15 protein-coding genes, 2 pseudogenes and 1 riboswitch are annotated in these 20,622 nt (G+C 73.0%); of the genes and pseudogenes, 7 read left to right on the plus strand and 10 right to left on the minus strand.

The annotated features are described in order from the left end of the window. Positions 1–84: 84 nt before the first annotated feature. The 4 genes from ABZ809_RS10190 to ABZ809_RS10205 all read right to left on the minus strand — a co-directional run bounded on the left by ABZ809_RS10190 (position 85) and on the right by ABZ809_RS10205 (position 4,354). Complete coding sequence (locus tag ABZ809_RS10190) at positions 85–930, minus strand: C39 family peptidase (RefSeq protein ID WP_357562140.1); 846 nt, start codon at positions 928–930, stop codon at positions 85–87. A 224-nt stretch (positions 931–1,154) separates the two neighbouring features. Continuing rightward, positions 1,155–1,294, minus strand: a riboswitch (cyclic di-AMP (ydaO/yuaA leader). Positions 1,295–1,562: 268 nt separating this feature from the next. Beyond that, entirely contained in the window at positions 1,563–2,369 is an 807-nt protein-coding gene (locus tag ABZ809_RS10195) for a hypothetical protein (protein WP_357562141.1), read from the minus strand. A gap of 146 nt (positions 2,370–2,515) precedes the next feature. After that, entirely contained in the window at positions 2,516–3,001 is a 486-nt protein-coding gene (locus ABZ809_RS10200; protein ID WP_357562142.1) for a hypothetical protein, read from the minus strand. Between the two features lie 90 nt (positions 3,002–3,091). Next, on the minus strand, positions 3,092–4,354 hold the full coding sequence (locus ABZ809_RS10205; RefSeq protein ID WP_357562143.1) for an acyltransferase: 1,263 nt from the start codon (positions 4,352–4,354) through the stop codon (positions 3,092–3,094). 253 nt (positions 4,355–4,607) lie between these two features. Between ABZ809_RS10205 and ABZ809_RS10210 the strand changes: the two genes are divergently transcribed. Further along, complete coding sequence (locus tag ABZ809_RS10210) at positions 4,608–5,933, plus strand: polysaccharide pyruvyl transferase family protein (RefSeq protein WP_357562144.1); 1,326 nt, start codon at positions 4,608–4,610, stop codon at positions 5,931–5,933. 273 nt (positions 5,934–6,206) lie between these two features. Beyond that, a complete protein-coding gene (locus ABZ809_RS10215; protein ID WP_357562145.1) occupies positions 6,207–7,538 on the plus strand; it encodes a solute carrier family 23 protein in 1,332 nt (443 codons plus the stop codon). Positions 7,539–7,709: 171 nt separating this feature from the next. Here the strand turns inward: ABZ809_RS10215 and ABZ809_RS10220 are convergent, their stop codons facing one another. The 4 genes and pseudogenes from ABZ809_RS10220 to ABZ809_RS10235 all read right to left on the minus strand — a co-directional run bounded on the left by ABZ809_RS10220 (position 7,710) and on the right by ABZ809_RS10235 (position 13,594). Further along, positions 7,710–10,406 (minus strand): DNA topoisomerase (ATP-hydrolyzing), encoded by a 2,697-nt coding sequence (locus ABZ809_RS10220; RefSeq protein ID WP_357562360.1) that lies wholly within the window; start codon positions 10,404–10,406, stop codon positions 7,710–7,712. Positions 10,407–10,433: 27 nt separating this feature from the next. After that, positions 10,434–11,066, minus strand: a pseudogene (locus ABZ809_RS10225) (LAGLIDADG family homing endonuclease); the annotation flags it as partial. Between the two features lie 171 nt (positions 11,067–11,237). Continuing rightward, a pseudogene (locus ABZ809_RS10230) lies at positions 11,238–11,498 on the minus strand (DNA gyrase subunit A); the annotation flags it as partial. Between the two features lie 38 nt (positions 11,499–11,536). Next, positions 11,537–13,594: a DNA topoisomerase IV subunit B gene (locus tag ABZ809_RS10235; RefSeq protein WP_357562146.1), complete on the minus strand. Its 2,058-nt coding sequence runs from the start codon at positions 13,592–13,594 to the stop codon at positions 11,537–11,539. A gap of 508 nt (positions 13,595–14,102) precedes the next feature. Here ABZ809_RS10235 and ABZ809_RS10240 point away from each other — a divergent pair. Then, the gene (locus ABZ809_RS10240) at positions 14,103–15,362 is read left to right on the plus strand and encodes a hypothetical protein (protein WP_357562147.1); all 1,260 of its coding nucleotides are present in this window, start codon (positions 14,103–14,105) and stop codon (positions 15,360–15,362) included. A gap of 426 nt (positions 15,363–15,788) precedes the next feature. Here ABZ809_RS10240 and ABZ809_RS10245 read toward each other — a convergent pair whose 3' ends face one another. Both ABZ809_RS10245 and ABZ809_RS10250 read right to left on the minus strand, forming a co-directional pair. Next, positions 15,789–16,427, minus strand: a complete 639-nt coding sequence (locus ABZ809_RS10245; RefSeq protein WP_357562148.1) for a class I SAM-dependent methyltransferase — start codon at positions 16,425–16,427, stop codon at positions 15,789–15,791. Between the two features lie 2 nt (positions 16,428–16,429). Next, a complete protein-coding gene (locus ABZ809_RS10250) occupies positions 16,430–16,930 on the minus strand; it encodes an Rrf2 family transcriptional regulator (protein ID WP_357562149.1) in 501 nt (166 codons plus the stop codon). Positions 16,931–17,100: 170 nt separating this feature from the next. On the opposite strand from ABZ809_RS10250, the gene ABZ809_RS10255 reads away from it, so the two are divergent. From ABZ809_RS10255 to ABZ809_RS10270, 4 genes are all read left to right on the plus strand, one after another. Then, positions 17,101–18,372: a globin domain-containing protein gene (locus tag ABZ809_RS10255; protein ID WP_357562150.1), complete on the plus strand. Its 1,272-nt coding sequence runs from the start codon at positions 17,101–17,103 to the stop codon at positions 18,370–18,372. Positions 18,373–18,473: 101 nt separating this feature from the next. Further along, positions 18,474–19,337 carry an alpha/beta fold hydrolase gene (locus tag ABZ809_RS10260; RefSeq protein ID WP_357562151.1) on the plus strand — a complete coding sequence of 288 codons (864 nt, stop codon included), beginning with the start codon at positions 18,474–18,476 and terminating at the stop codon, positions 19,335–19,337. A gap of 159 nt (positions 19,338–19,496) precedes the next feature. Further along, positions 19,497–20,123, plus strand: coding sequence for a hypothetical protein (locus ABZ809_RS10265; RefSeq protein WP_357562152.1), 627 nt, complete (start codon positions 19,497–19,499; stop codon positions 20,121–20,123). A 218-nt stretch (positions 20,124–20,341) separates the two neighbouring features. Then, a complete protein-coding gene (locus ABZ809_RS10270) occupies positions 20,342–20,590 on the plus strand; it encodes a hypothetical protein (RefSeq protein ID WP_357562153.1) in 249 nt (82 codons plus the stop codon). The last annotated feature ends 32 nt before the right edge of the window (positions 20,591–20,622 follow it).

Below are 20,622 nucleotides of genomic sequence, written 5' to 3' on the forward strand. Positions count from 1 at the left end.
GGATGCCTCGGCGAGGGCCCTGACCCGCAGCCGACAACGGGCGCCGGCCCCCGGGTGGGGGCCGACGCCCGTCGAGGTCGTCGGTCAGGCGGAGTAGCCGCGGGTGGCGGCCCAGTTCGCCAGGGCGATCGTGCTCATCCAGTACGACGCGGTCGCCGGGTTCGCCGAGTCGGCGATCTTCACGAGCCGGCCCTCGTCCTGGTAGCCGACCACCGCGATGTAGTGGCCGCCGGGGAACGAGTGCCAGCCACCGCTGTTGTCCGTGGCGCTGCCGGCGACGTTCACCACGACGCCCCGCCCACCGGTGATGGCGGCGACGACATCGTCCTGGAGCCGGTCCATCTGGGCCGGCGTCGCGGCGCCGCCCGGGATCATGCGGGTCCGGTACGGGTCACCCTTCACCGTCGCGTTCAGCACCCGGGTGGTGTCCTCGGCCGAGTCGGTGCCCATCTCGTCGGTGCCCAGCTGCGCACCGAGGGCGTCCTGGCTGCGCGCGATCCCGGCGGCGCTGAGGGCGTGCCGGACGGCGGCCGGACCGCAGTTGTAGAAGGTGGTCTGGGCCTGGTAGTCGTAGTCCAGGATCTTGGACTTCGGCGGCTTCGGCGGCTCCGGCTTGCGGGTCAGGTCCGGGTCCGGGGCGGCGGTGGTGGCCTTGGCCGACGGGGCGGCGCTGGACGTGGCCGGCGCGCCGGTGGACGGGACGGTCGCGATCCGGGCCTGGCCACGCGAGGCGGCGGTGTCGTCCCGCTGCTCGGTCGCGGACACCGGGGCCTGCGCGGCGGCGGGGTCGTCGTCGGTGCCGGCCAGCAGCGCGCCGGTGCCCGACGCCAGCACCAGCACCGCGGCGGACGCGGCGGCCACCTGGTACGGGCGCTCGGACGTGAGGCGACGCAGGTGTCGCTTCAGGTGGTGCTTCACGGTTTCCTCCACGGGCTCGGGGGGTGAGCGGCTCCGTGCCGAGGGCAGGGCGGACCGGCCGCGTGGACGGGCGTCCGTGCGGACGGTGGAGCACTCAGGGGATGCGCCCGGAATGCCGGGCGGCGGACGGTGACCGGTGGCTCAGCTCGCGGCCTGTGGCCGGACGAGTACGGGCACCACGGCCCCGTGGAGACGGCGGGCCGACCGAGGGGTGTATTGGTGCTGCACGAGGATGGAACTCCTTCCGGCACCGCCGACCGGGTTAGCTGACGGATTCGGGCGGGAAGAACGCCCTACCGCGGGCCGTAGGCTCGCGGATTCACCCCATGGAGCAGTGGGTCCCCGGTTCGTATTCACGATTAGGCGGGTCGGCGCGGCGTCGCCTCTTGCGATCGGGTACCGCACCGGACGGGCCGACACTACTGTCCGTCACGCGCCCTGCCAACCCTCCTCCACCTGCTTAAACCTTGATCCGAAGACATTTTTTGTGGTCACCTCGGCACTGACTTGACTCAATGGGACGACCGTTTTCAGAGGCGCTAAGGGGCAACAACGGGACGATTGGCGGACATCGGCGTCGAACCCCCGACGAGAATCACCCCCACCACACCGGAATGACCGTTTCTCCACCGCCGTGACCGGCGTCACCAAAACGTCGGGACCAGCCCGGCCCGCCGCCTCCCGCGATCTTGCACTTTGGGCCCGTGAATTGCGGCGAATGCCGTGTTCGCCGGGGCGGAAACTGCAAGATCGCCGATTCGGGGGGCGGGCGTCGCCGGGTGGAGACGGGAGGCTGCCGTGTATGCCTCCCGGGCCAGTGCGCGCGCCGCTTCGGCCGCCAGGTCGGCGTCGCGCCACGCCGCCCTTTCCCGCTCGGCGGCGGCCCGGTGGCCGGCCCGCTTCGCGTCGCGCACCGCGCGGGCCAGCACGATCTCCTGCTCGACCGGGTGCCGACGGGGATCCCAGCCGGCCCGGCGGCCGAACACGTCGCCGGTCTGGCGGCCGGTGAGGTCGCCACGCCAGTGGGCCGCCAGCGCGGCGTGGTGCAGCCAGCGCTCCCGGGCGGCGTACTCGGCGGGCGTGCTCGGGGTGCGCGGGACGGGCAGGCCGGCGGCCCCGGTGAACCGGCGGGCGACCGTCTCCGCCTCGTCGTACGCCCGCCAGGCCCGATCGGCCTCCTCCTGCGCGGCGAGCCAGTCGGCCCGCCGTCGCCGGGCGGTCCGGGCGGCCCGGGCCGCCGCGACGGCCACCTCCCCGGCGTAGCGACGCAGGTCGGCCGCCTCGGTGGCGGGGTCGTCGACCGGCACGACGGCCGACTCGCCGACCGGACGGGTGCCCTCCGGGCGGGCGACCAGCACGGCGAGCACGGCCAGGGCCAGCAGGAGCAGGCCGGACCAGATGGCGACGGCCCGCGGCACCTCGATCAGGAACTGGTAGAGGACGATCTCCATGGTCGGCACCTCACGGCAGCGAGTGCGGCAACGGGGCGCACGCGGCGCCCGGGCGGGCGTGGCGACGCCACGGGCCGCCGTCGGGCGGGTGCGGTGATGAGCTTCGGCGGACGCGGTCGCGGGGGCACCCCCACGGGTGGCACGGCTCAGCGGCGCGGCGGGGCCCGGGAACCGGAGGCACCTGGGGCGGCTCCGACCAGCACCCGGTCGGGGCCGGCCGCGGCCGGGCAGGTCGGGGCCGGGGCGGCGGGCGCGCCGGGTCGGGTGCCGGCCTGGGCGGCCTCGTCGTCGGCACGATCGACCCGGACCTCTCGGCCGTCGGCCCGATCGACACCGCCGGCGTAGACGGCACCGTCGGCGTGGACGACACTGCCGGCGCTAGCGACGCCGTTGGCGCTAGCGACGCCATCGGCGCAGGCGACGCCATCCGCGCGGGCGACGCCATCGGCGCGGGGGAAGGCCGGTGGCGTGGAGTCGACCGCCAGGGCGCCGGGCACCCCGAGCTGCGACGCGGCGGCGGGGAGCACCCCGGCGCCGACGGTGAACGCGACCGCGACCGCCAGGCCGGTCAGCAGCCGCACCGCCCAGCGCGCCATCCACCACAGCGGACAGGTGGAGGCGGCGGCTGGCACGCGACCAACGCTACCGTCACCGACCGCGGCCCGCAGCGTCACCGGGCGTGTCGACGCGCCGCACCGGCCAGGATGGACCGAGCCGGCCTGTCAGCGCGAGTCGACGTACGCCTGCTGGTGGTCGGTCCGCGGGTCGGCGGACCGGGGCCGCGGGACGGCGCCGCCCCGCGCTTCCGCAGGTGCGCCCGGCCCCCGATCGCCGGGCTGCTCGCCGACGGCGTCCGCGCCCGGCGGCGTCGCCCGGGCCGGCCGGCGCGGGGTGAGCAGACGCATCATCGGGGTCTCGACGTACCGGTGCACCAGCCCGGCGAGGACCAGGTTGACCAGCAGGAAGCCGAGCACCACCGCCGGCCCCCACCAGCCGGGGAAGCCGACTCCCCAGTCGCCGGTGAGCCGGAGCACGCTGATCATGACGAGGACGTGCACCAGGTAGAAGGCGAAGGAGACCTCGCCGAGCCAGACCATCGGTCGGGACCGCCACGGCGAGCGCCGCCCGCGCACGTCCGCGTCCGCCGCCGCCGCGATGATCAGGATGTACGCCACCGAGAGCAGCGCCGCCCACAGCTCGGCACGGACCCACTGGGCGGCGATCACCCAGGTGGCCACGAAGAGCAGGCTGGCCACCGGCAGGCTCGGCCCCCGCCACCGGCCGCGCCGCATCAGCTCGGCGGCGGCCACGCCCATCCAGAACTCCAGCGACCGTACGGGCGGGAAGATCTGGGTGAACCACCAGCGGCTCTCCTCGGGCACCAGGGCCTGCGCCGGCCAGAGCGCCAGGATCAGCAACGGCACCGCCACCACGACCGTCCACAGTGCCCATGGCCGGGCCCGGCGGATCAGGGGCAGCGCCAACGGCAGGCACAGGTAGAAGAAGAACTCGCAGGACAGCGACCAGCTGACCGTGTTGATGCTGTAGAAGTGGCCCGGGCGAGGGTCCCAGGCCTGGAGCAGGAACAGGTTCTCCAGCGCGACGAGCCGGTCCACGGGGTCGGCGAACCAGGCCGCCGCCGCCAGGGCCAGCGCCCACAGCAGCACGTGGCTGGGCCAGATCTTGGCGACCCGGCGACGCCAGAACGCCCGGCGGGTGTCGGTCGGCCTCGCCGACCAGACCAGCACGAAGCCACTGAGGATGAAGAAGAACTGCACGCCGGAGAGGCCGAGGGTGAAGACGAAGTCCACCACCGCCTTGTGCCCGGGCTCGGCGATGATGCCCATCGTCCCGGCGTGGAAACCGAAGACGAGCAGCGCGGCGACCCAACGCAGCCCGGTCAGCGACGGCAGGCGGCCGGCCGACCGGGTGGTCGCGGCACCCGTCGCGCCGGCCTCCCGACGATCCGCGGGATCACCCAGCACGTACGTCTCCTCCTCGGCTCCGTTGTCGGACGCCCACGAGGACGCTCCGTGGCGGCTCCGGGTCGGCACCGCCCGCCGGGCACCATACCCGCCGTCCCCGGCGATCCTTCCGTCCCGTCCGGTAGCTACCGTTCCGCCCCATCCGGGAGTGATCGAACCGTCCCGTCCCGTGGCGGGCATGACAGGTCGCTATGCCCACGTCCGCTCGTGGCCTACTATTCCGTGACCCCAGGGTGACGAGAGGTGGGCACAGATGCATCGGCGGATCCTGATGCGGGCCAAGAAGGGCCCCTTCGACAGCTACTCGCCCGAGGAGACCCACGCGCGCAACTGGATCGGCGAGAACAACGGCAACCTCGTCTTCAGTCACGCCGCGCACAAGCTGCTGCGCACCGCGACCGCCGAGATCACCTCGACCGGGTTCAAGGTGAACCCGCGCGACGCCGACATGATCAACGAGCGGTACGACGTCTACGTCGTACCGCTGGCCAACGCCTTCCGCCGCAGCTACGCCCACCGCGTCGAGACGATGACCAAGCTGATCGAGCGGCTGAAGATCCCCGTGGTGGTGCTCGGGGTCGGCGTGCAGACCAACATCCACGGCGACCGGGAGTACCTGCGCCCGATCGACGACGTGGTGACCCGGTTCGTCCGGGCGGTGCTGGACCGCTCGCACAGCATCGGCGTACGGGGCGAGATCACCGAGAGTTACCTGCGCACCCTTGGCTTCTCCGCGGTCGACGTGATCGGCTGTCCGTCGATGTTCCTGCACGGCGACAGCTTCCGGGTGGAGAAGAAGAAGGCCGCGCTGGCGCCGGAGGACCGGCTCGCGCTCACCATCTCGCCGTACGTCAAGTCGATGGCGGAGATCGTCGAGTGGCACCACAAGCGCTACCCGAACCTGCGCTACCTGCCGCAGGACCTCAAGACGCTCGGCACCCTGCTCTACGGCGACGCCCCCGAGGACCGGGGAAAGTCCAGCGCGATCCCGATCCACACCTCGCACCCGCTGTTCACCGAGGACAAGGTGCGGATGTTCGTCGACCCGTGGACCTGGATGAACTACCTCTCCGGGTTCGAGTTCGCGTTCGGCACCCGGATCCACGGCACCATCACCGCGCTGGTCGCCGGCACGCCCGGCTACCTCTTCGCGCACGACTCGCGCACCCTGGAACTCGCCCGGTACTTCGACATCCCGCACCGCGTCATGCCGGAGGTGCCGGCGGACATCGACGCCGCCCAACTCTACGACGAAGCGGACTACACGGCGCTCAACGACGGCCACAAGGCGCGCTACGAGACGATGCTGGCCTTCCTCGCCAAGCACGACCTGGGCAACGCCTTCGCCGACGGCGACAGCGCGGCCCGGTTCGACGCGCAGGTGCGGGCCACCACCTTCCCACCCGCCGTGCGCCCGGCCGGCGCGACCGATCCGCAGGTGCTGCTGGAGCGCATCCAGTGGCTGCGTGACCGCAACGCCGAGTTGCAGACGACCGTGGAGACGCTCCGCGAGCCGACCCTGCGGACCCGGGTCAAGCGGGCAGTCGGCGGCCCGGTACGCCGGATCCTGAACCGCTGACCCACCCGCCCCCTCCCCAGCCCTCTCCTCCCCCGCTCTCTTTCCCCGTCGATCTTGCACTTCCTGCCCAGACAGATAGGGCATTTGCCACACACTGCGGGCACAAAATGCAAGATCGACGGGGAGGGATCGGGGAGAGAGCGGGGAGGGATCGGGGCGAGGGCGGGAGAGAGCGGGAGAGGGGGCGGGGAGAGGGGCGGGTGGGTCTGCTAGAAATGGCTCCTGGGTCTCAGTGGTGCCCCCGTCACCTCCTGACGACGCGAAGGGCGTGCCATGACCCAGTCCCCCACCGAGCCTCGCTCCCGTTGGTCCGCCTGGTCGGTCCACGGCGACGGCCGGTCCGTCCGCCCCGGCGACGTGGTCCACCCCGACGAACGGCTCTCCTGGCCGCGCACGCTCGGCATCGGCGTGCAGCACGTCGTGGCGATGTTCGGCGCCACCTTCACGGTCCCGCTGATCACCGGCTTCCCGCCGGCCACCACGCTCTTCTTCTCCGGGCTCGGCACCCTGCTGTTCCTGTTGATCACCGGCAACCGGCTGCCCTCGTACCTCGGCTCGTCCTTCGCCTTCATCGCGCCGGTGCTGGCGGCCAAGGCCGGCGGGGACATCGGCCCGGCGCTCGGCGGCATCGTCGTCGCCGGCGTGGCGCTGGCCGCCGTCGGCCTGGTCGTCCAGCTCGCCGGGTCGCGCTGGATCGACGCGCTGATGCCGCCGGTGGTCACCGGGGCGATCGTCGCGCTGATCGGCCTGAACCTCGCCCCGGTCGCCTGGGACGGTGACGGGAGCGGCACGGGGGTGAAGGCGCAACCGCTGATCGCGGTGGTGACCCTGGCCGCGATCCTGCTCGCCACGGTGCTCTTCCGGGGCTTCCTGGCCCGGCTGTCCATCCTGCTGGGGGTGGTGGTCGGTTGGGGCCTCGCCGCCGCGCTCGGCGACCTGGACCCGAAGGCGGTCGACGGGCTACGGGACGCCGCCTGGGTGGGCCTGCCGGAGTTCCACGCGCCCAGCTTCAGCCTGCGCGCGGTCGTGCTGGTGATCCCGGTCGTCCTGGTGCTGATCGCCGAGAACGCCGGGCACGTCAAGGCGGTGGCGGCGATGACCGGCCGCAACCTGGACCGGGACATGGGCCGGGCGTTCATGGGCGACGGGCTGGCCACCGTCCTCGCCGGCTCCGGCGGCGGCTCCGGCACCACCACGTACGCGGAGAACATCGGCGTGATGGCGGCGACCAGGGTCTACTCCACCGCCGCGTACTGGGTGGCCGGGCTGACGGCGGTGCTGCTCGGCCTCAGCCCGAAGTTCGGCGCGCTGATCCTGACCGTGCCGGCCGGCGTGCTCGGCGGCGCCACCACCGCTCTCTACGGCCTGATCGCCATCCTCGGCGCCCGGATCTGGATCGAGAGCCGGGTGAACTTCCACGACCCGGTGAACCTGATGACGGCCGCCGTCGCGGTGATCGTCGGCGCGGCCAACTACACCCTCACCGCCGGCGACCTCTCGTTCAACGGCATCGCCCTGGGCACCGCCGCCGCCCTGGTCGTCTACCACGGCATGCGCCTGGTGGCCCACCTCCGCGGCACCACCACCCCCACCCCGACCCCCTGACCGCCGACCACCCTCCCCCTCTCCCCCTGCTCCCGGACCCCGTTGATCATGACGTTAGCGGCGCGAAATATCCGTTTCACGCAGGGCAACGTCATGATCAACGGGGTCGGGGGGGGTGGGGAGAACGGCAGGGAGGGCCGGCTGCAGCGCAGCCGGCCCTCCCTGCCGTTGTCAGTCGCGTTCGATCTGGTGGCCGATGACGGTGGGGCCCAGCATCACTGCGAAGCCGGAGCCGTCGCGGCGCGGGTCCGCCGCCGGCAGCTCCACCGGCTCACCGGTGGCGGTGGCGCCGACCGGGCGCGGCCCGACCCAGGCGACCGCCACGTCGGTCTCACCCTTAAGGAAGCGATGGGCGCGCACGCCGCCGGTCGCCCGCCCCTTCGCCGGGTACGCCTGGAACGGCGTGACCTTCACCGTCGCGCCGGTGGAGGTGACCACCATCGGCTCGCCGTGACCCGGGTCGTCGGTGCGGACAGCGCCGAAGAAGACCACCCTGGTGTCGGCCGGCAGGTTGATGCCCGCCATGCCGCCGCCCTTGATCCCCTGCGGACGGACCAGCCCCACGGCGAACCGCAGCAGCGACGCCTCCGAGGTGACGAAGGTGAGCGTCTCCGCGCCGTCGGTGAGCCAGGTCGCCCCGACCACCTCGTCACCGTCGCGCAGCCCGATCACCTCGAACTCGTCGGAACGGACGGGCCACTCGGGCGCGCAGACCTTGACCACGCCCTGCCGGGTGCCCAACGCCAGCCCCGGCGAGCCCTCGGCCGTCGGCCCGAGCGGCGCCAGGCCGACCACCGTCTCCCCCGGCTCCAGCGGCACCAGCTCGGCGGCGGCCATCCCGCCACGCAGCGACACCGTCCCGGCCTGCTCGGGCAGGACCGGCAGCGGCAGCACGTCGACCTTGAACGCCCGGCCGGCGCTGGTCACCAGGAGCACCCGCCCCCGGGCGGTGGAGTGCACGACGGAGCGTACGGCGTCGTGCTTGACCCGGCCGTGCCGCCGGCGCCCCTCGGAGGCCTCCTCCGACTCGGCGGCCGTCCGGGCGACCAGCCCGGTCGCGGAGAGGATCACCTGGCACGGGTCGTCGGCGACCTCCAGCGGACCGGCCGGCGCGGACGCGGCCAGCACCTCCTTGAGGTCGCCGTCGACAAGCGTGGTGCGGCGGGAAGCGCCGAACTGCTTCACCACCGCCGCCAGCTCGTCGGAGACGACCTTCTTCAGCACCTTCGGGTCGTCGAGGATCGTGGACAGCTCGGCGATTTCCTTGCGGAGCTTCTCCTGCTCGGCCTCCAGCTCGATCCGGTCGTACTTGGTCAGCCGGCGCAGCGGGGTGTCGAGGATGTAGGTGGCCTGGATCTCGGAGAGCCGGAACTTCTGCATCAGGCCGTCCTTGGCGGCCTGGGCGTCCTCGCTGGCCCGGATCAACTTGACCACCTTGTCGATGTCGAGCAGGGCGATCAGCAGGCCGTCGACCAGGTGCAGCCGCTCCTCCCGCTTGCGGCGGCGGTAGGAGCTGCGCCGGGTCACCACCTCGTAGCGGTGGGCCAGGAAGACCTCCAGCAGCGCCTTCAGCCCGAGGGTCTGCGGCTGCCCGTCGACAAGCACCAGGTTGTTGACGCCGAAGGACTGCTCCAGCGGGGTGAGCCGGTAGAGGTCGGCGAGCAGCGCCTGCGGGTTGACCCCGACCTTGCACTCGATGACCAGGCGGGTGCCGTTCTCCCGGTCGGTGAGGTCCTTGACGTCGGCGATGCCGGTGAGCCGCTTGGTCTTGTTTACCTCGTTGGTGATGGCGGCGATGACCTTCTCCGCGCCGACGCCGTAGGGCAGCTCCACGACGGTGATCGCCTGCCGGCCCCGGCTGCCCTCCAGCGGGCCGGTCTCCACCCGGCCCCGCATCCGGACCACGCCGCGCCCGGTCTCGTAGGCCCGGCGCACCTCGTCGAGCCCGAGCAGCAGGCCGCCGGTGGGCAGGTCGGGCCCGGGCACGAACTCCATGAGCCGGTCCAGCGTGGCGTCCGGGTGGTTGATCAGCCAGCGGGCGGCGGAGACGACCTCGCCGAGGTTGTGCGGGATCATGTTGGTCGCCATCCCGACCGCGATGCCGGACGCGCCGTTGACCAGCAGGTTGGGGAAGGCCGCGGGCAGCACGGTGGGCTGGGTCAGCGAGCCGTCGTAGTTGGGCTCGACGTCGACCGTGTCCTCGCCCAGCTCGCCGACGAGCAGCATCGCCTCCCGGGACATCCGGGCCTCGGTGTAGCGCGCCGCCGCCGGCCCGTCGTCCGGGCTGCCGAAGTTGCCGTGCCCGTCGATGAGGGGAACGTTCAACGAGAAGCTCTGTGCCAGCCGGACCATCGCGTCGTAGATGGCGGTGTCACCGTGCGGGTGGTACTTGCCCATGCAGTTGTGGACGACGTAGCCCTCAGCCACGAAGGCGTGCTCGGCGGAGCCGACCTGAATGTCGTAGGTGGTCGCGGAAGCCACGGCCTCGACGGAGACGACCCGCAGGAAAGACCGCCCAGCCAACGCCTCGAGTCGGCCGGCGAGGGGCGAGCCGAGACGCCGAAGCTTGCGGATCCAACCGTCCCGCTCCGCACGCCACAGCGGAAACGACCGTTCCGACAAGGGTCGGCCGTTACGGTCCTTGCCGTACCGCACCCTGCTTCCGGGGCCTGACAGGGACGCCCGGAAGGCGGTTCCGTTCTCGTCGCGGAACCACCCGCCGCCCTGATGGGCGTTGGTGAACTCCTGCATCACCGGCCGGCTCGGCAGGCGGTCGTTGCCCTGTTTGCCGCCGTATCGGTAGCCCAGCTCGACCACCCGCCGAAGGCCGTCGCTCTTGTAACCGATTCGTACCCAGGGCAGGAGCATCTCGGCGACGGCAGCAGCGTCCCGTCCGGTGACGGAGAGGCCGATGAGCGGGCGGTGGCCGTCGCGTGCGCTTCTCCAGTGGTGACCGTGCACCCCCAGGTCGGCGAGCATGGAGTAGATCTGGCGCACCAACACCTCGCTGGTGCTGACGAAGACGAGTTCGCGGAAACGCTTGCGGATGTAGCCGTCACCATCGAAGAAACCGGCGAGGAAAGGCGCCCATGCGGAACGGTTTCCGAGCACGTCGTCGGGCACGCGCTTCGCGTGACTGAGTGGCATGCCGCTCTCCAGCAGCCCCTCGTGCCTCGCGAATGTGAGGATGTGCTGGTCGCGATGGCGCGGATTGCTCGCTTCGCGCTTGCCCCGGGAGGCGTTCAACCCGTTCGCGATGGCCCACCCGTGGGCGACGTCGAGCGGTTCGACGTCGCACATGTGCAGCCGTACGCGGCCGTCCGCGTCGCGAGACCGATCGACGGCGAAGCCTTCGGCCACCACGAGCCCACGGACGTAGTCGTACAGGTCGCCGCCAGATGCGGGTGCCGCCTTCTGGCGCGTCCCGTACGCGACGGTGAGATGTCCAGTCAGGTCTCGGGCTTCCACCCACCGGACAACCAGGTCTTCATCCACCACACGGAACCGCTGCCCGGGCGTCACGACCATGGTGTGGCCGTTGTTCCACGTGACCCGGACCAGGGCCGAGTCCGGGTTCCGGTAAGTAGCGACCACCGGGATGGCAGCCCCGTCGCCGTCCCACACGAGGTCGCCGACTCCGACATCCTCGATCGGCCGCAGGCCCTCGGGCGTCGAGACCAGGGTCCCGGCGACGAAGCAGTCGCCGACGATGCGGGCGGACTTCACGTGCCCCCGGTCGGGGCGGTGCCCCTGCTCGTGCATTGACCAGAGGATGCGCCGGTGCACCGGCTTGAGGCCGTCGCGGGCGTCGGGCAGGGCCCGGGAGTGGATCACCGAGAAGGCGTACTCCAGGTAGGAGTCGGAGACCTCCGTGACCAGCGGGTTGTCGAAGACCCGCGCGCCGGCCTGGTCGAAGGCGGAGAGGTCCACCTTGGCGCGGTCGTCCTTGCGGCGTGCCATCGTTCAGCTCACTTCCCGGCGGGTGGTGGCGGGCAGGGTCATGCGTCGATCGCCTCGCGGTCGACCCGGTCGGCGGAGTCGATCAGCCAGTTGCGGCGCGGCTCGACCTTCTCCCCCATCAGCAGTTCGAGGATCCGCTCGGCGGCGTCGACGTCGTCGATGGTGATCCGGCGGACCGCCCGGGTGGCCGGGTTCATCGTGGTCTCCCACAGCTCGTCGGCGTCCATCTCGCCGAGACCCTTGAACCGCGGGATCGGGGTGACGATCTGCTTGCCGGCCTTCTCCAGCTTGCGGACCGTCGCCTCCATCTCGGCCTGCGTGTAGGTGTAGATCGTCTGCGGATTGCGCCCCCTGGTGGTGATCTTGTGCAGGGGCGGCATCGCCGCGTAGAGCCGGCCGGCCTCGATCAACGGACGCATGTAACGGGCGAAGAGCGTGATCAACAGGGTACGGATGTGCGCGCCGTCCACATCGGCGTCCGCCATGATCAGGACCCGGCCGTACCGCATCGCCGACAGGTCGAACGTGCGGCCGGAGCCGGCGCCGAGCACCTGCACGATCGCGGCGCACTCGGCGTTGTCGAGCACCTGCTGGAGGTTGGCCTTCTGCACGTTCAGGATCTTGCCCCGGATCGGGAGCAGTGCCTGGTACTCGGCGGAGCGGGCGAGCCGGCCCGTGCCCAGGGCGCTGTCGCCCTCCACGATGAACAGCTCGCTGCGCTCGATGCCGGCCGCGCGGCAGTCGACCAGCTTGGGCGGCATCGACGCGCCCTCCAGGGCGGTCTTGCGCCGGGCGGCGTCCTTCTGCTGCTTCTGGGTCAGCCGGACCCGCGCCGCATCGACGATCTTCTGCAGGACCGTGCGCGCCTCGGCCTTGGTGCGGCGGTCCTCCAGCCACGCCTTCAGGTGCTGCTCGACCAGCCCCTGGATCACCTTGGTGATGCCGGCGGTGGAGAGCTCGTCCTTGGTCTGCGAGGTGAACTGCGGCTCGGGGATCCGGACGTGCACGACCGCGGTCATGCCCTCCAGGACGTCGTCGAGCGTGGGCGGGTCCTCCTTGGCCTTGAGCAGCCCGCGGGTGTTGCGGACGGCGTCGGCGAGGGTACGCGCCAGGCCGCGCTCGAAGCCCTTGCGGTGGGTGCCGCCGTGCGCGTTGCGGATGGTGTTGGTGAAGCACTCGACCGTGCGCTCGTAGCCCGTGCCCCAGCGGAAGGCCACCTCGACCTCGGCCCGACGCTGCACGTTGGACTGCATGACCCCGTTGGCGTCGGCGGCGTTCTCCCGGTAGGTGCCCTCGCCGGTGACCATCAGCATGCCGGAGACCGGTCGGTCGCCGGACGGGGCGAGGAACTCCACCATGTCGGTCAGGCCGTTGGGATAGTGGAAGCTCTCCTCGGTCGGCTCTTCGCCGGTGCGGTCGCGCAGGGTGTAGCTCACGCCCGGCACCAGGAACGCCGTGTTGCGCAGCTTCATCCGCACGGCGTCGGCGTCCAGGCTGGCGCCGGTCTCGAAGTAGCGCGCGTCGTGCCACCAGCGGATCGAGGTGCCGGTGCGCTGGCCGCGCTTCGTCGCGCCGACGACCTGGAGCCCGGGGCCGGGGGTGAACGCCGCGTCGGGACCGTCGCCGTCGAAGATGCCCGGCACCCCGTGCCGGAACGACATCGCGTGGACCTTGCCGCCGCGCCGGACGGTGACGTCGAACCGGCGGGACAGCGCGTTGACCGCCGAGGCGCCCACGCCGTGCAGGCCGCCGGAGGTCTTGTAGCCGGAGCCGCCGAACTTGCCGCCCGCGTGCAGCCGGGTGAGCACCAGCTCGACGCCGGAGATGCCGGACTTGGCGTGCACGTCGGTCGGGATGCCCCGCCCGTCGTCGTCGACCTGGACCGAGCCGTCGGCGTGCAGCGTCACCTCGACCTTCGTGGCGTGCCCGGCGACACCCTCGTCGGTCGAGTTGTCGAGGATCTCGTTGACGAGGTGACCCACGCCACGGCTGTCGGTGGAGCCGATGTACATGCCGGGCCGCTTGCGGACGGCGTCCAGCCCCTCCAGGTGCGTGAGGTCGTCGGCCCCGTACAGGGTCTCAGGCTCTGCGGTCAACTGGTCGTACTCCCAGGTCTCGGCGGTGTGGTGCCGCGTGCGACGTCATCGGTCGGCCGGCGCGCCGCAGCGAGCCTAACCGGCAGTTGCGACAGGACGACGGCGCCCCGCAGCGGGACCCGCCCCACGTCGCGGCGCCGGCCCCGTGCGCCCTGCCCGGATCCGGCCCGTCAGTGACGCGATGACCGGTTCGCCGGGCAGCCTGCCGGCACGGGGCTCACCTGGTCAACACCGGGGCCGCCACCGGCCTTCCCGAACCGGCGGGTCCCCGGCCGCAGCAGCCGGGTGGCCGACGCCGGGATCGGGCCGGGCGCGCGGGTCGACGAGGTGTGCCGCGCAGCCGCCGGTCCCCGCCGTCCCCGCGCCGACGTGCGGATTGCCGGGCGCCCGGCGGGTGTGTCCTTCATAGAACGATTTTGTTACGGGGCATTGACGCCCGTCGCACGGGAGTGATCTGATCGCGCCCTCGGAGGATCTTTCACGTTTCGATGGACAGATGGAGGACGTCATGTCCAGGTTCCGTCGTACCGCTCTGGCGGCGGCGCTCACGGTGGTCACCGCCGCCCTGTCGACGGCGGTGGGGCTGCCCGCCCCGGCGACCGCGGCACTGCCCACCGCCGCGGTGGCGCTCGGCGACAGCTTCATCAGCGGCGAGGGTGCCGGGGCGTACACCCCGGTGACCGACGCCAACGGTGTCGCCCAGGGCTTCCCGGGGTGGACCGCCCCGAACGACAACGCGTACTTCTGCCACCGCTCGGCGAACGCCTCGGTGCACAAGGCGAACCTGCCGGGCATCCAGGACCGGTTCAACCTCGCCTGCTCCGGCGGTCAGCCGCACGACATCGCCACCGCCTCGGGCGCGCGGGCCAAGGGACGCCAGGTGGCCGCCCAGCTCGACCAGCTCCGCGCGGTCGGCCGGACCCACGACATCGACCTCGTGCTGCTCGGGCTCGGCTCGAACAACAGCTCGTTCACCTTCGGCGACGTCGCGGTGAAGTGCGCCAACCGCTTCATCGCCGACGCCTGGACCGGCTGGTGGGAGTTCTGGGCCTACCTCGGCGGCCCGGTCCCGCAGGATCCCTGCACCGACGCCGACCTGGCCACCGCCGCCCAGTGGAGCGCCGCGACCGCCGAGACCACCTCGGCCGTCCGGCAGCTCCTCGCCACGCTGCGTGAGATCGACGCCGACGGCCAGCACCGGATCGTCTTCCAGGACTACACCAACCCGCTGCCGTTCGATCTCGCCCCGGGCTTCCACGAGGAGGACAGCCGGGACGACACGCGGGACAAGTTCCGCGCGCTCGGCGCCGAGCGGTACGCGGCCGGCTGCCCGATCCACCGCGCCAGCCTGCTGCCCGGGCACCGCTTCTCGCAGGGGCTGGGCACCCTCGTGAAGTCCACCCGGGACACCGTGGCCGCCGAGTTCCCCGGCGCGGACCTCGTCTACCTCAACGTGCAGCGGGCCTTCGACGGCGCCCGGCTCTGCGAGGCGGCGACCAGCCCGACCGGCGCGCTGGCCACCCCGATCCGGCTCCAGGACAACCCGCCGAACGGCGCCTTCGTCACCAGCCTCTCCGGCAAGGACAAGATCGCCATCCAGCGGATCGCGAACACCTGTGTGACCTACTTCCAGACCTGCCAGGAGTCGTGGCACCCGAACGCCGCCGGTCACCAGGTGCTCGGGCAGTGCCTGACGGGCGCGGCCGCCACCGGCGCGCGTGCCGTGAGCTGTGTCCGCGCCGGGGACGGCTCGATCACGGTCTCCTGACCCCGACCCGACCTTCGACCGCAGTCCCGGAACCCCGCGCCGGCAGGCCGCCCGGCGCGGGGTTCCGCCGCGTCCGGGTCCAGGTTGGCCGGGTCGGTCGCGGGCAGACCGGGGTCGGTCGCGGAGAAGCCGGGTCGGTCGCGGGAAAGCCGGGTCGGTCGCGGGAAAGCCGGATCGGTCGCGGGAAAGCCGGGTCGGTCGCGGGAAAGCCGGATCGGTCGCGGGAAAGCCGGGTCGGTCGCGGGAAAGCCGGGTCGGTCGCGGGAAAGCCGGGTCGGTCGCGGGAAAGCCGGGTCGGTCGCGGGTGGGCCGGGTCGGTCGCGGGTGGGCCGGTCGGTCGCGGGGACCGGCCAGTCGCGGGTGGACCGGTCAGTCGCCGGTGAACCCGTCAGTCGCCGGTGAACCCGTCAGTCGCCGGTGGACCCGTCAGTCACGGGTGGCCGTGCCGAGCACGTGCGGCGCGGCGGGGCCGGGGAGCGGGGTGTCGGGAAAACGGAAGTGGTCCAGCTCGGCGACGGCGAACCCGGCGGCCCGAATCGCGGCCACCGTGTCGCGACCGGTGTGGCAGCCGCCGCAGAACAGCGGCCACACCGTCGCGTCGGCCAGCCGCTGGACCCGGCGCAGGCCAGGAGTCTGCGCGCGTACGTGCTCGAAGAAGCGCAACTGCCCACCGGGCCGCAGCACCCGGCGGGCCTCGCGCAGCGCGGCGGCCGGGTCGGCCACCGAGCAGAGCACCAGGGACAGCACCACCGCGTCGGCGTCGCCGGCGGGCGCCGGCAGCTTCTCGGCGAGGCCGTCGGTCACCTCCACTGGTACGGGCGCCCCAGCCGCCGCCGCTCGGGCCGCCGCCCGGAGCCGGGGTTCCGGCTCGACCGCGAGCACGCGGTCGACAGTGCGCGGGTAGTGCGCGAAGTTGCGTCCGTTGCCGGCGCCGACCTCGACCACCCGGCCCGCGAGACCGGCGACGAGCCGTCGGCGGTGGGCCGCCGCGCCGGCCCGGTCCATCGTCACGACCGCCCGCGCGAACACCCGGGCGAACACCGGGTGGGAGACCTTGCCGGCCATCGTCACTCCTCCGGTCGACGTGGTCCCGGCCGGCCCGCCGGGACCGCCGGCAGCGGGCCGCGGGACGCCGGGCGGGAGCGGGGCAGGCCGAGCGCGAGCAGTGCCGGACCGGCCGGCCCGTCCACGAGGCCACCGAGGGTCACGCCGTCCAGCACGGCGAGGAAGGCGTCCCGGGCCCGGCGCAGCTCGCCCCGCAGCCGGCAGGCCGCGCGCAGGGAGCAGGCCGGCTCGTCACACGACACCACCTCGTCGTCGCCCTCGAACGCCCGGACCACGCGCCCGACCGTGACGTCGCCGCCGCCCTCGGCGAAGGCCACCCCGCCGGATCGGCCCCGGATGGTGACCAGCACTCCGAGCCGCTGCAACCGCTGCACGACCTTCGCGACGTGGTTGCGGGGTAGGTCGAGCTGGTCGGACAGCTCGTCCACGGTCATCCGCCGCGGCTGCGCGGCGGAGAGCATGGCGATGCGCAGTGCCATGTCGGTGGACCGGTTGAGCTTCACGTACCGACCCTAGCCAGGGCGGTCGACCGCCCACCACGGCCTGATGGCGGTAAGGAAGGGCCCCTTCCTAACCCATTGGGTTAGGAAGGGGCCCTTCCTTACCGCACGGCCGCGGGTGTGACCCGGACTACTACCGACCCGGGACCTTCGGCCCTGAAGAGGTATTTGGAATGCCTGTTTTCCTGTCAGGGCAAGAGCAGTTCGCCCAGAAGGAGACAGTCGTGCTCTCGGAGTCCTCAGCAGCAACGGTGACCGCGACCCTGCCCGTCGTACAGGCACACGGCGAGGCGATCACCGGCCGGTTCTACCAGCGGATGTTCGACGCGCACCCCGAGCTGCTCGACATCTTCAACCGGAGCAACCAGGCGACCGGCACCCAGAAGGCCGCCCTCGCGTCCGCCGTGGTCGCGTACGCGGAGCACCTCACCGGCGGCAGCGGCGCGCCGTGGGGCCCGATCCTGGACCGGATCGCACACAAGCACGCCTCGCTGGGGATCACCGCCACCCAGTACACGATCGTCGGCCGGCACCTGCTCGCCGCCGTCGGCGAGGTCCTCGGCGACGCCGTCACCCCGGAGATCGCGGCGGCCTGGGACGAGGTCTACTGGCTGCTGGCCTGCGAACTGATCGCCCGGGAGGCCCGCCTCTACACCGTGGCCGGGCTCGCCGAGGGCGAGTCGGTCTGGCGCGACTGGCGGGTCACCGGCCGGATCGCCGAGGCCGTCGACGTCGTGTCGTTCACCCTGGTCCCGGCCGACGGCGGCCCGGTCCCCACCTTCGTCCCCGGCCGGTACACCTCCGTCGCGGTCGACCTGGGCGGCGGGCGCGGCCAGCAGATCCGCCAGTACAGCCTCTCCGGCCGGCCCGGGGCCGACCACTGGCGGATCACCGTCAAGCGGGTCCGCGGCACCGGCGGCGCGCCCGACGGCATGGTCTCCACGTTCCTGCACGAGCAGGTGGACGTGGGCGACGTGCTCCGGCTCAGCCCGCCCTTCGGCGAGGTCAGCGCGGTGGCCGGCGAGGGCCCGCTGCTGCTGGTCAGCGCGGGCATCGGCCTCACCCCGGCGATGGCCGCGCTGGAACACCTGGCCGCCACCGAGCCGCAGCGCCAGGTCGTGCTGGTGCACGCCGACCGGGCCGGCGCGGCGCACCCGTTCCGCGGCGAGCTGCCGCGCCTGCACGCCGCGCTGCCCAACCTGCGCACCGCGCTCTGGTACGAGGATCTCACCGACGGCGAGCTGGCCGGGGTGACCGCCGAGGTGGCCGCCGGCCGGGTCGACCCGGCGCTGATCCCGCTCTCCCCCGACGCCCACGTGCACCTCTGCGGGCCGCTGCCGTTCATGTACGCGGTGCGGGGCGGCCTGCTGAACCGGGGCGTGCCGGCGGAGCGGATCGCCTACGAGGTCTTCGGGCCGGGCATGCTGCGCGACGACCACTCTTGACGACCGGGTCCCGGAGGCGGGCCGCCGGTCGCCGGCAGCGGCACGTGACGAGCACCACCCTGCGGTTACCCGCCGGTAGCCTCGGGCCGTAGCCTGGGGCGGTGAACGCGACGGGGGATTACCAGCAGGAGTTCGTCGAGGTCGACGGGGCCCGCCTCGGGCTGCAGATCCACCCCGAGCCCGAGGGTGTCACCGACGCGCCGCTGGTGCTGATCACGCCCGCGATGGGCGTCCGGGCGCGCTACTACCGGCCGTTCGCCGCCGCACTGCGCGACGCCGGCCTGGCCGTGGCGGTGGCCGACCTGCGCGGCACCGGCGAGAGCACCCCGACGCCGAGCCGCGCCTGCCGCTACGGCTACCCCGAACTCGCCGCGGACGTGGGCGCCGTGCTGGCGGCGCTCAAGTCCCGGCGGGACGGGCGGCGCACCGTGCTCCTCGGGCACTCGCTCGGCGGGCAGGCCGCGCTGCTGCACCTCGCCACACACGACGGGCACGACGTCGACGGGCTGGCCCTGGTCGCCGTCGGCGTGCCATGGTGGCGCAGCTACCCGGGCCTGCGCGGGTACGGCGTCCTGCCGTACACCCAGGGGATCGCCGCGACGGCCCGGCTGCTCGGTGTCTGGCCCGGCTGGGGCTTCGGCGGCCGGCAGGCGCGCGGCGTGATCCGGGACTGGGCGTACACCGCGCGGACCGGGCGCTTCCCGCACCTGGACGGGGTGGACGCCGAGGCGGCCGTGCGGGCGCTGCGCACTCCCGTGCTCGCGGTCAGCGTCGACGACGACCAGTACACCCCGCACGGGACCGTCGACCACCTCTGCGCGAAGCTGGCCGCGGCGCCCGTCGCGCGCGAGCGCTACACCGCGGCCGAGGCGGGCGCGCGGATGGACCACTTCACCTGGGTACGCGCCGGCGCGCCGCTGGCGGCCCGGGTGGCCCGGTTCGCCACCGACCTGCCGGCGCGCTGACCCCACCCGGCGTCCCCGTCCCCGTCCGGGCCACGACACCACCGGTCGCCGGTGTTCCCCGATATCCGCGCCACCGTGCCGTATCGGCAGGTGACGGGCGCGATTAGCCGACCGGGCGGCGGGTATGCCGCACCGCCCGACACGGTGGAAGGGGATCAGATGTCCGAACGACACACCGCACTGCGCTCGATGCACGATCTGGGTCTGGCGGCCTGGTTCGGGGGCTCCCTGATGGGAGCGTTCGGCGTCAACGGCGCGGCGGCCCAGATGAACGACTCGACCCAGCGGTTGCCGATGGCCTCGGCCGGCTGGGCGCGCTGGACGCCGGTGAACGCGGCGGCGATCGGCGCCCACCTGGCGGGAGCCGTCGGGGAACTCGTGACCGAGAGCCCCCGGGTGGCCGCCCAGTCGGGAGTGGCCCGGGTCAGCACGCTGAAGACCGCGCTGACGGTCGGGGCGCTGGCCGTGACCGGCTACAGCCGGCTGCTCGGCATGCGGTTGGAGAAGGCCGGGGGCCCACCCGTCGAGGGAGTCACCGAACCCAACTCGCACACGCCGTCGAACGTGGCGTCGTGTCAACGGCAGATGCGGATGCTCCAGTGGGCCGTACCGGCGCTGACCGGGGCGCTCATCGTGGTGACCGCGTACATGGGCGAGCAGCAGAAGCCCGGCGAGGTGTTCCGGGGGATGCTCGGCCGCGCGGGCGGGCTGCCGAAGGGGATGGGCCCGCTCATGGCGATGGGCACGTCCGCCAGAAGGAAGCGGATGGCGATGTCGGGCCGCTGACCGGCGCGACCGGGCCGACGCCGGGGCCCGCCGGCGAGGCATGACCCGCCCCGGGACGGGCATTCGGAGCCGGTACCGGCGGACCGACCAGCGAGGTGGCCATGACGGCAGGAGACGGACGCGGCGGGGACGGACGCGAACCCGAGTCGGCTGTCCCGTGGGGGATCCGGGACGGACTGGACGCGGAGCCGCCATGGGGCACCGGCGAGGACGATCCGATGGACGAGGGCAGCGAGGAGGCCGCCGTGCCGGAGGGGCGGCGTGGGGAGCGACGCGCCGACGAGCCGGCGGGAACCTCCGGACCTGCCGGGCGGCACGGCTTCGGCCCGGTCGAGCCGACCCCGACGCGGCCGGCGGGTCCGGGGGCGCCCCCGGACCCGGCACCGGCCCGGCGGTCCTTCCCCGACGCCGCCGACGTCGAGGAACGGACGCGGGACGCGCTACAGACCCGGGGCCGGCGCTCCTGAGCCGGTCAGGCCCGACCCGACCGCCGCTCCTG

The sequence above is a fragment of the Micromonospora sp. NPDC047074 genome (assembly GCF_040643815.1).
GTDB lineage: Bacteria > Actinomycetota > Actinomycetes > Mycobacteriales > Micromonosporaceae > Micromonospora.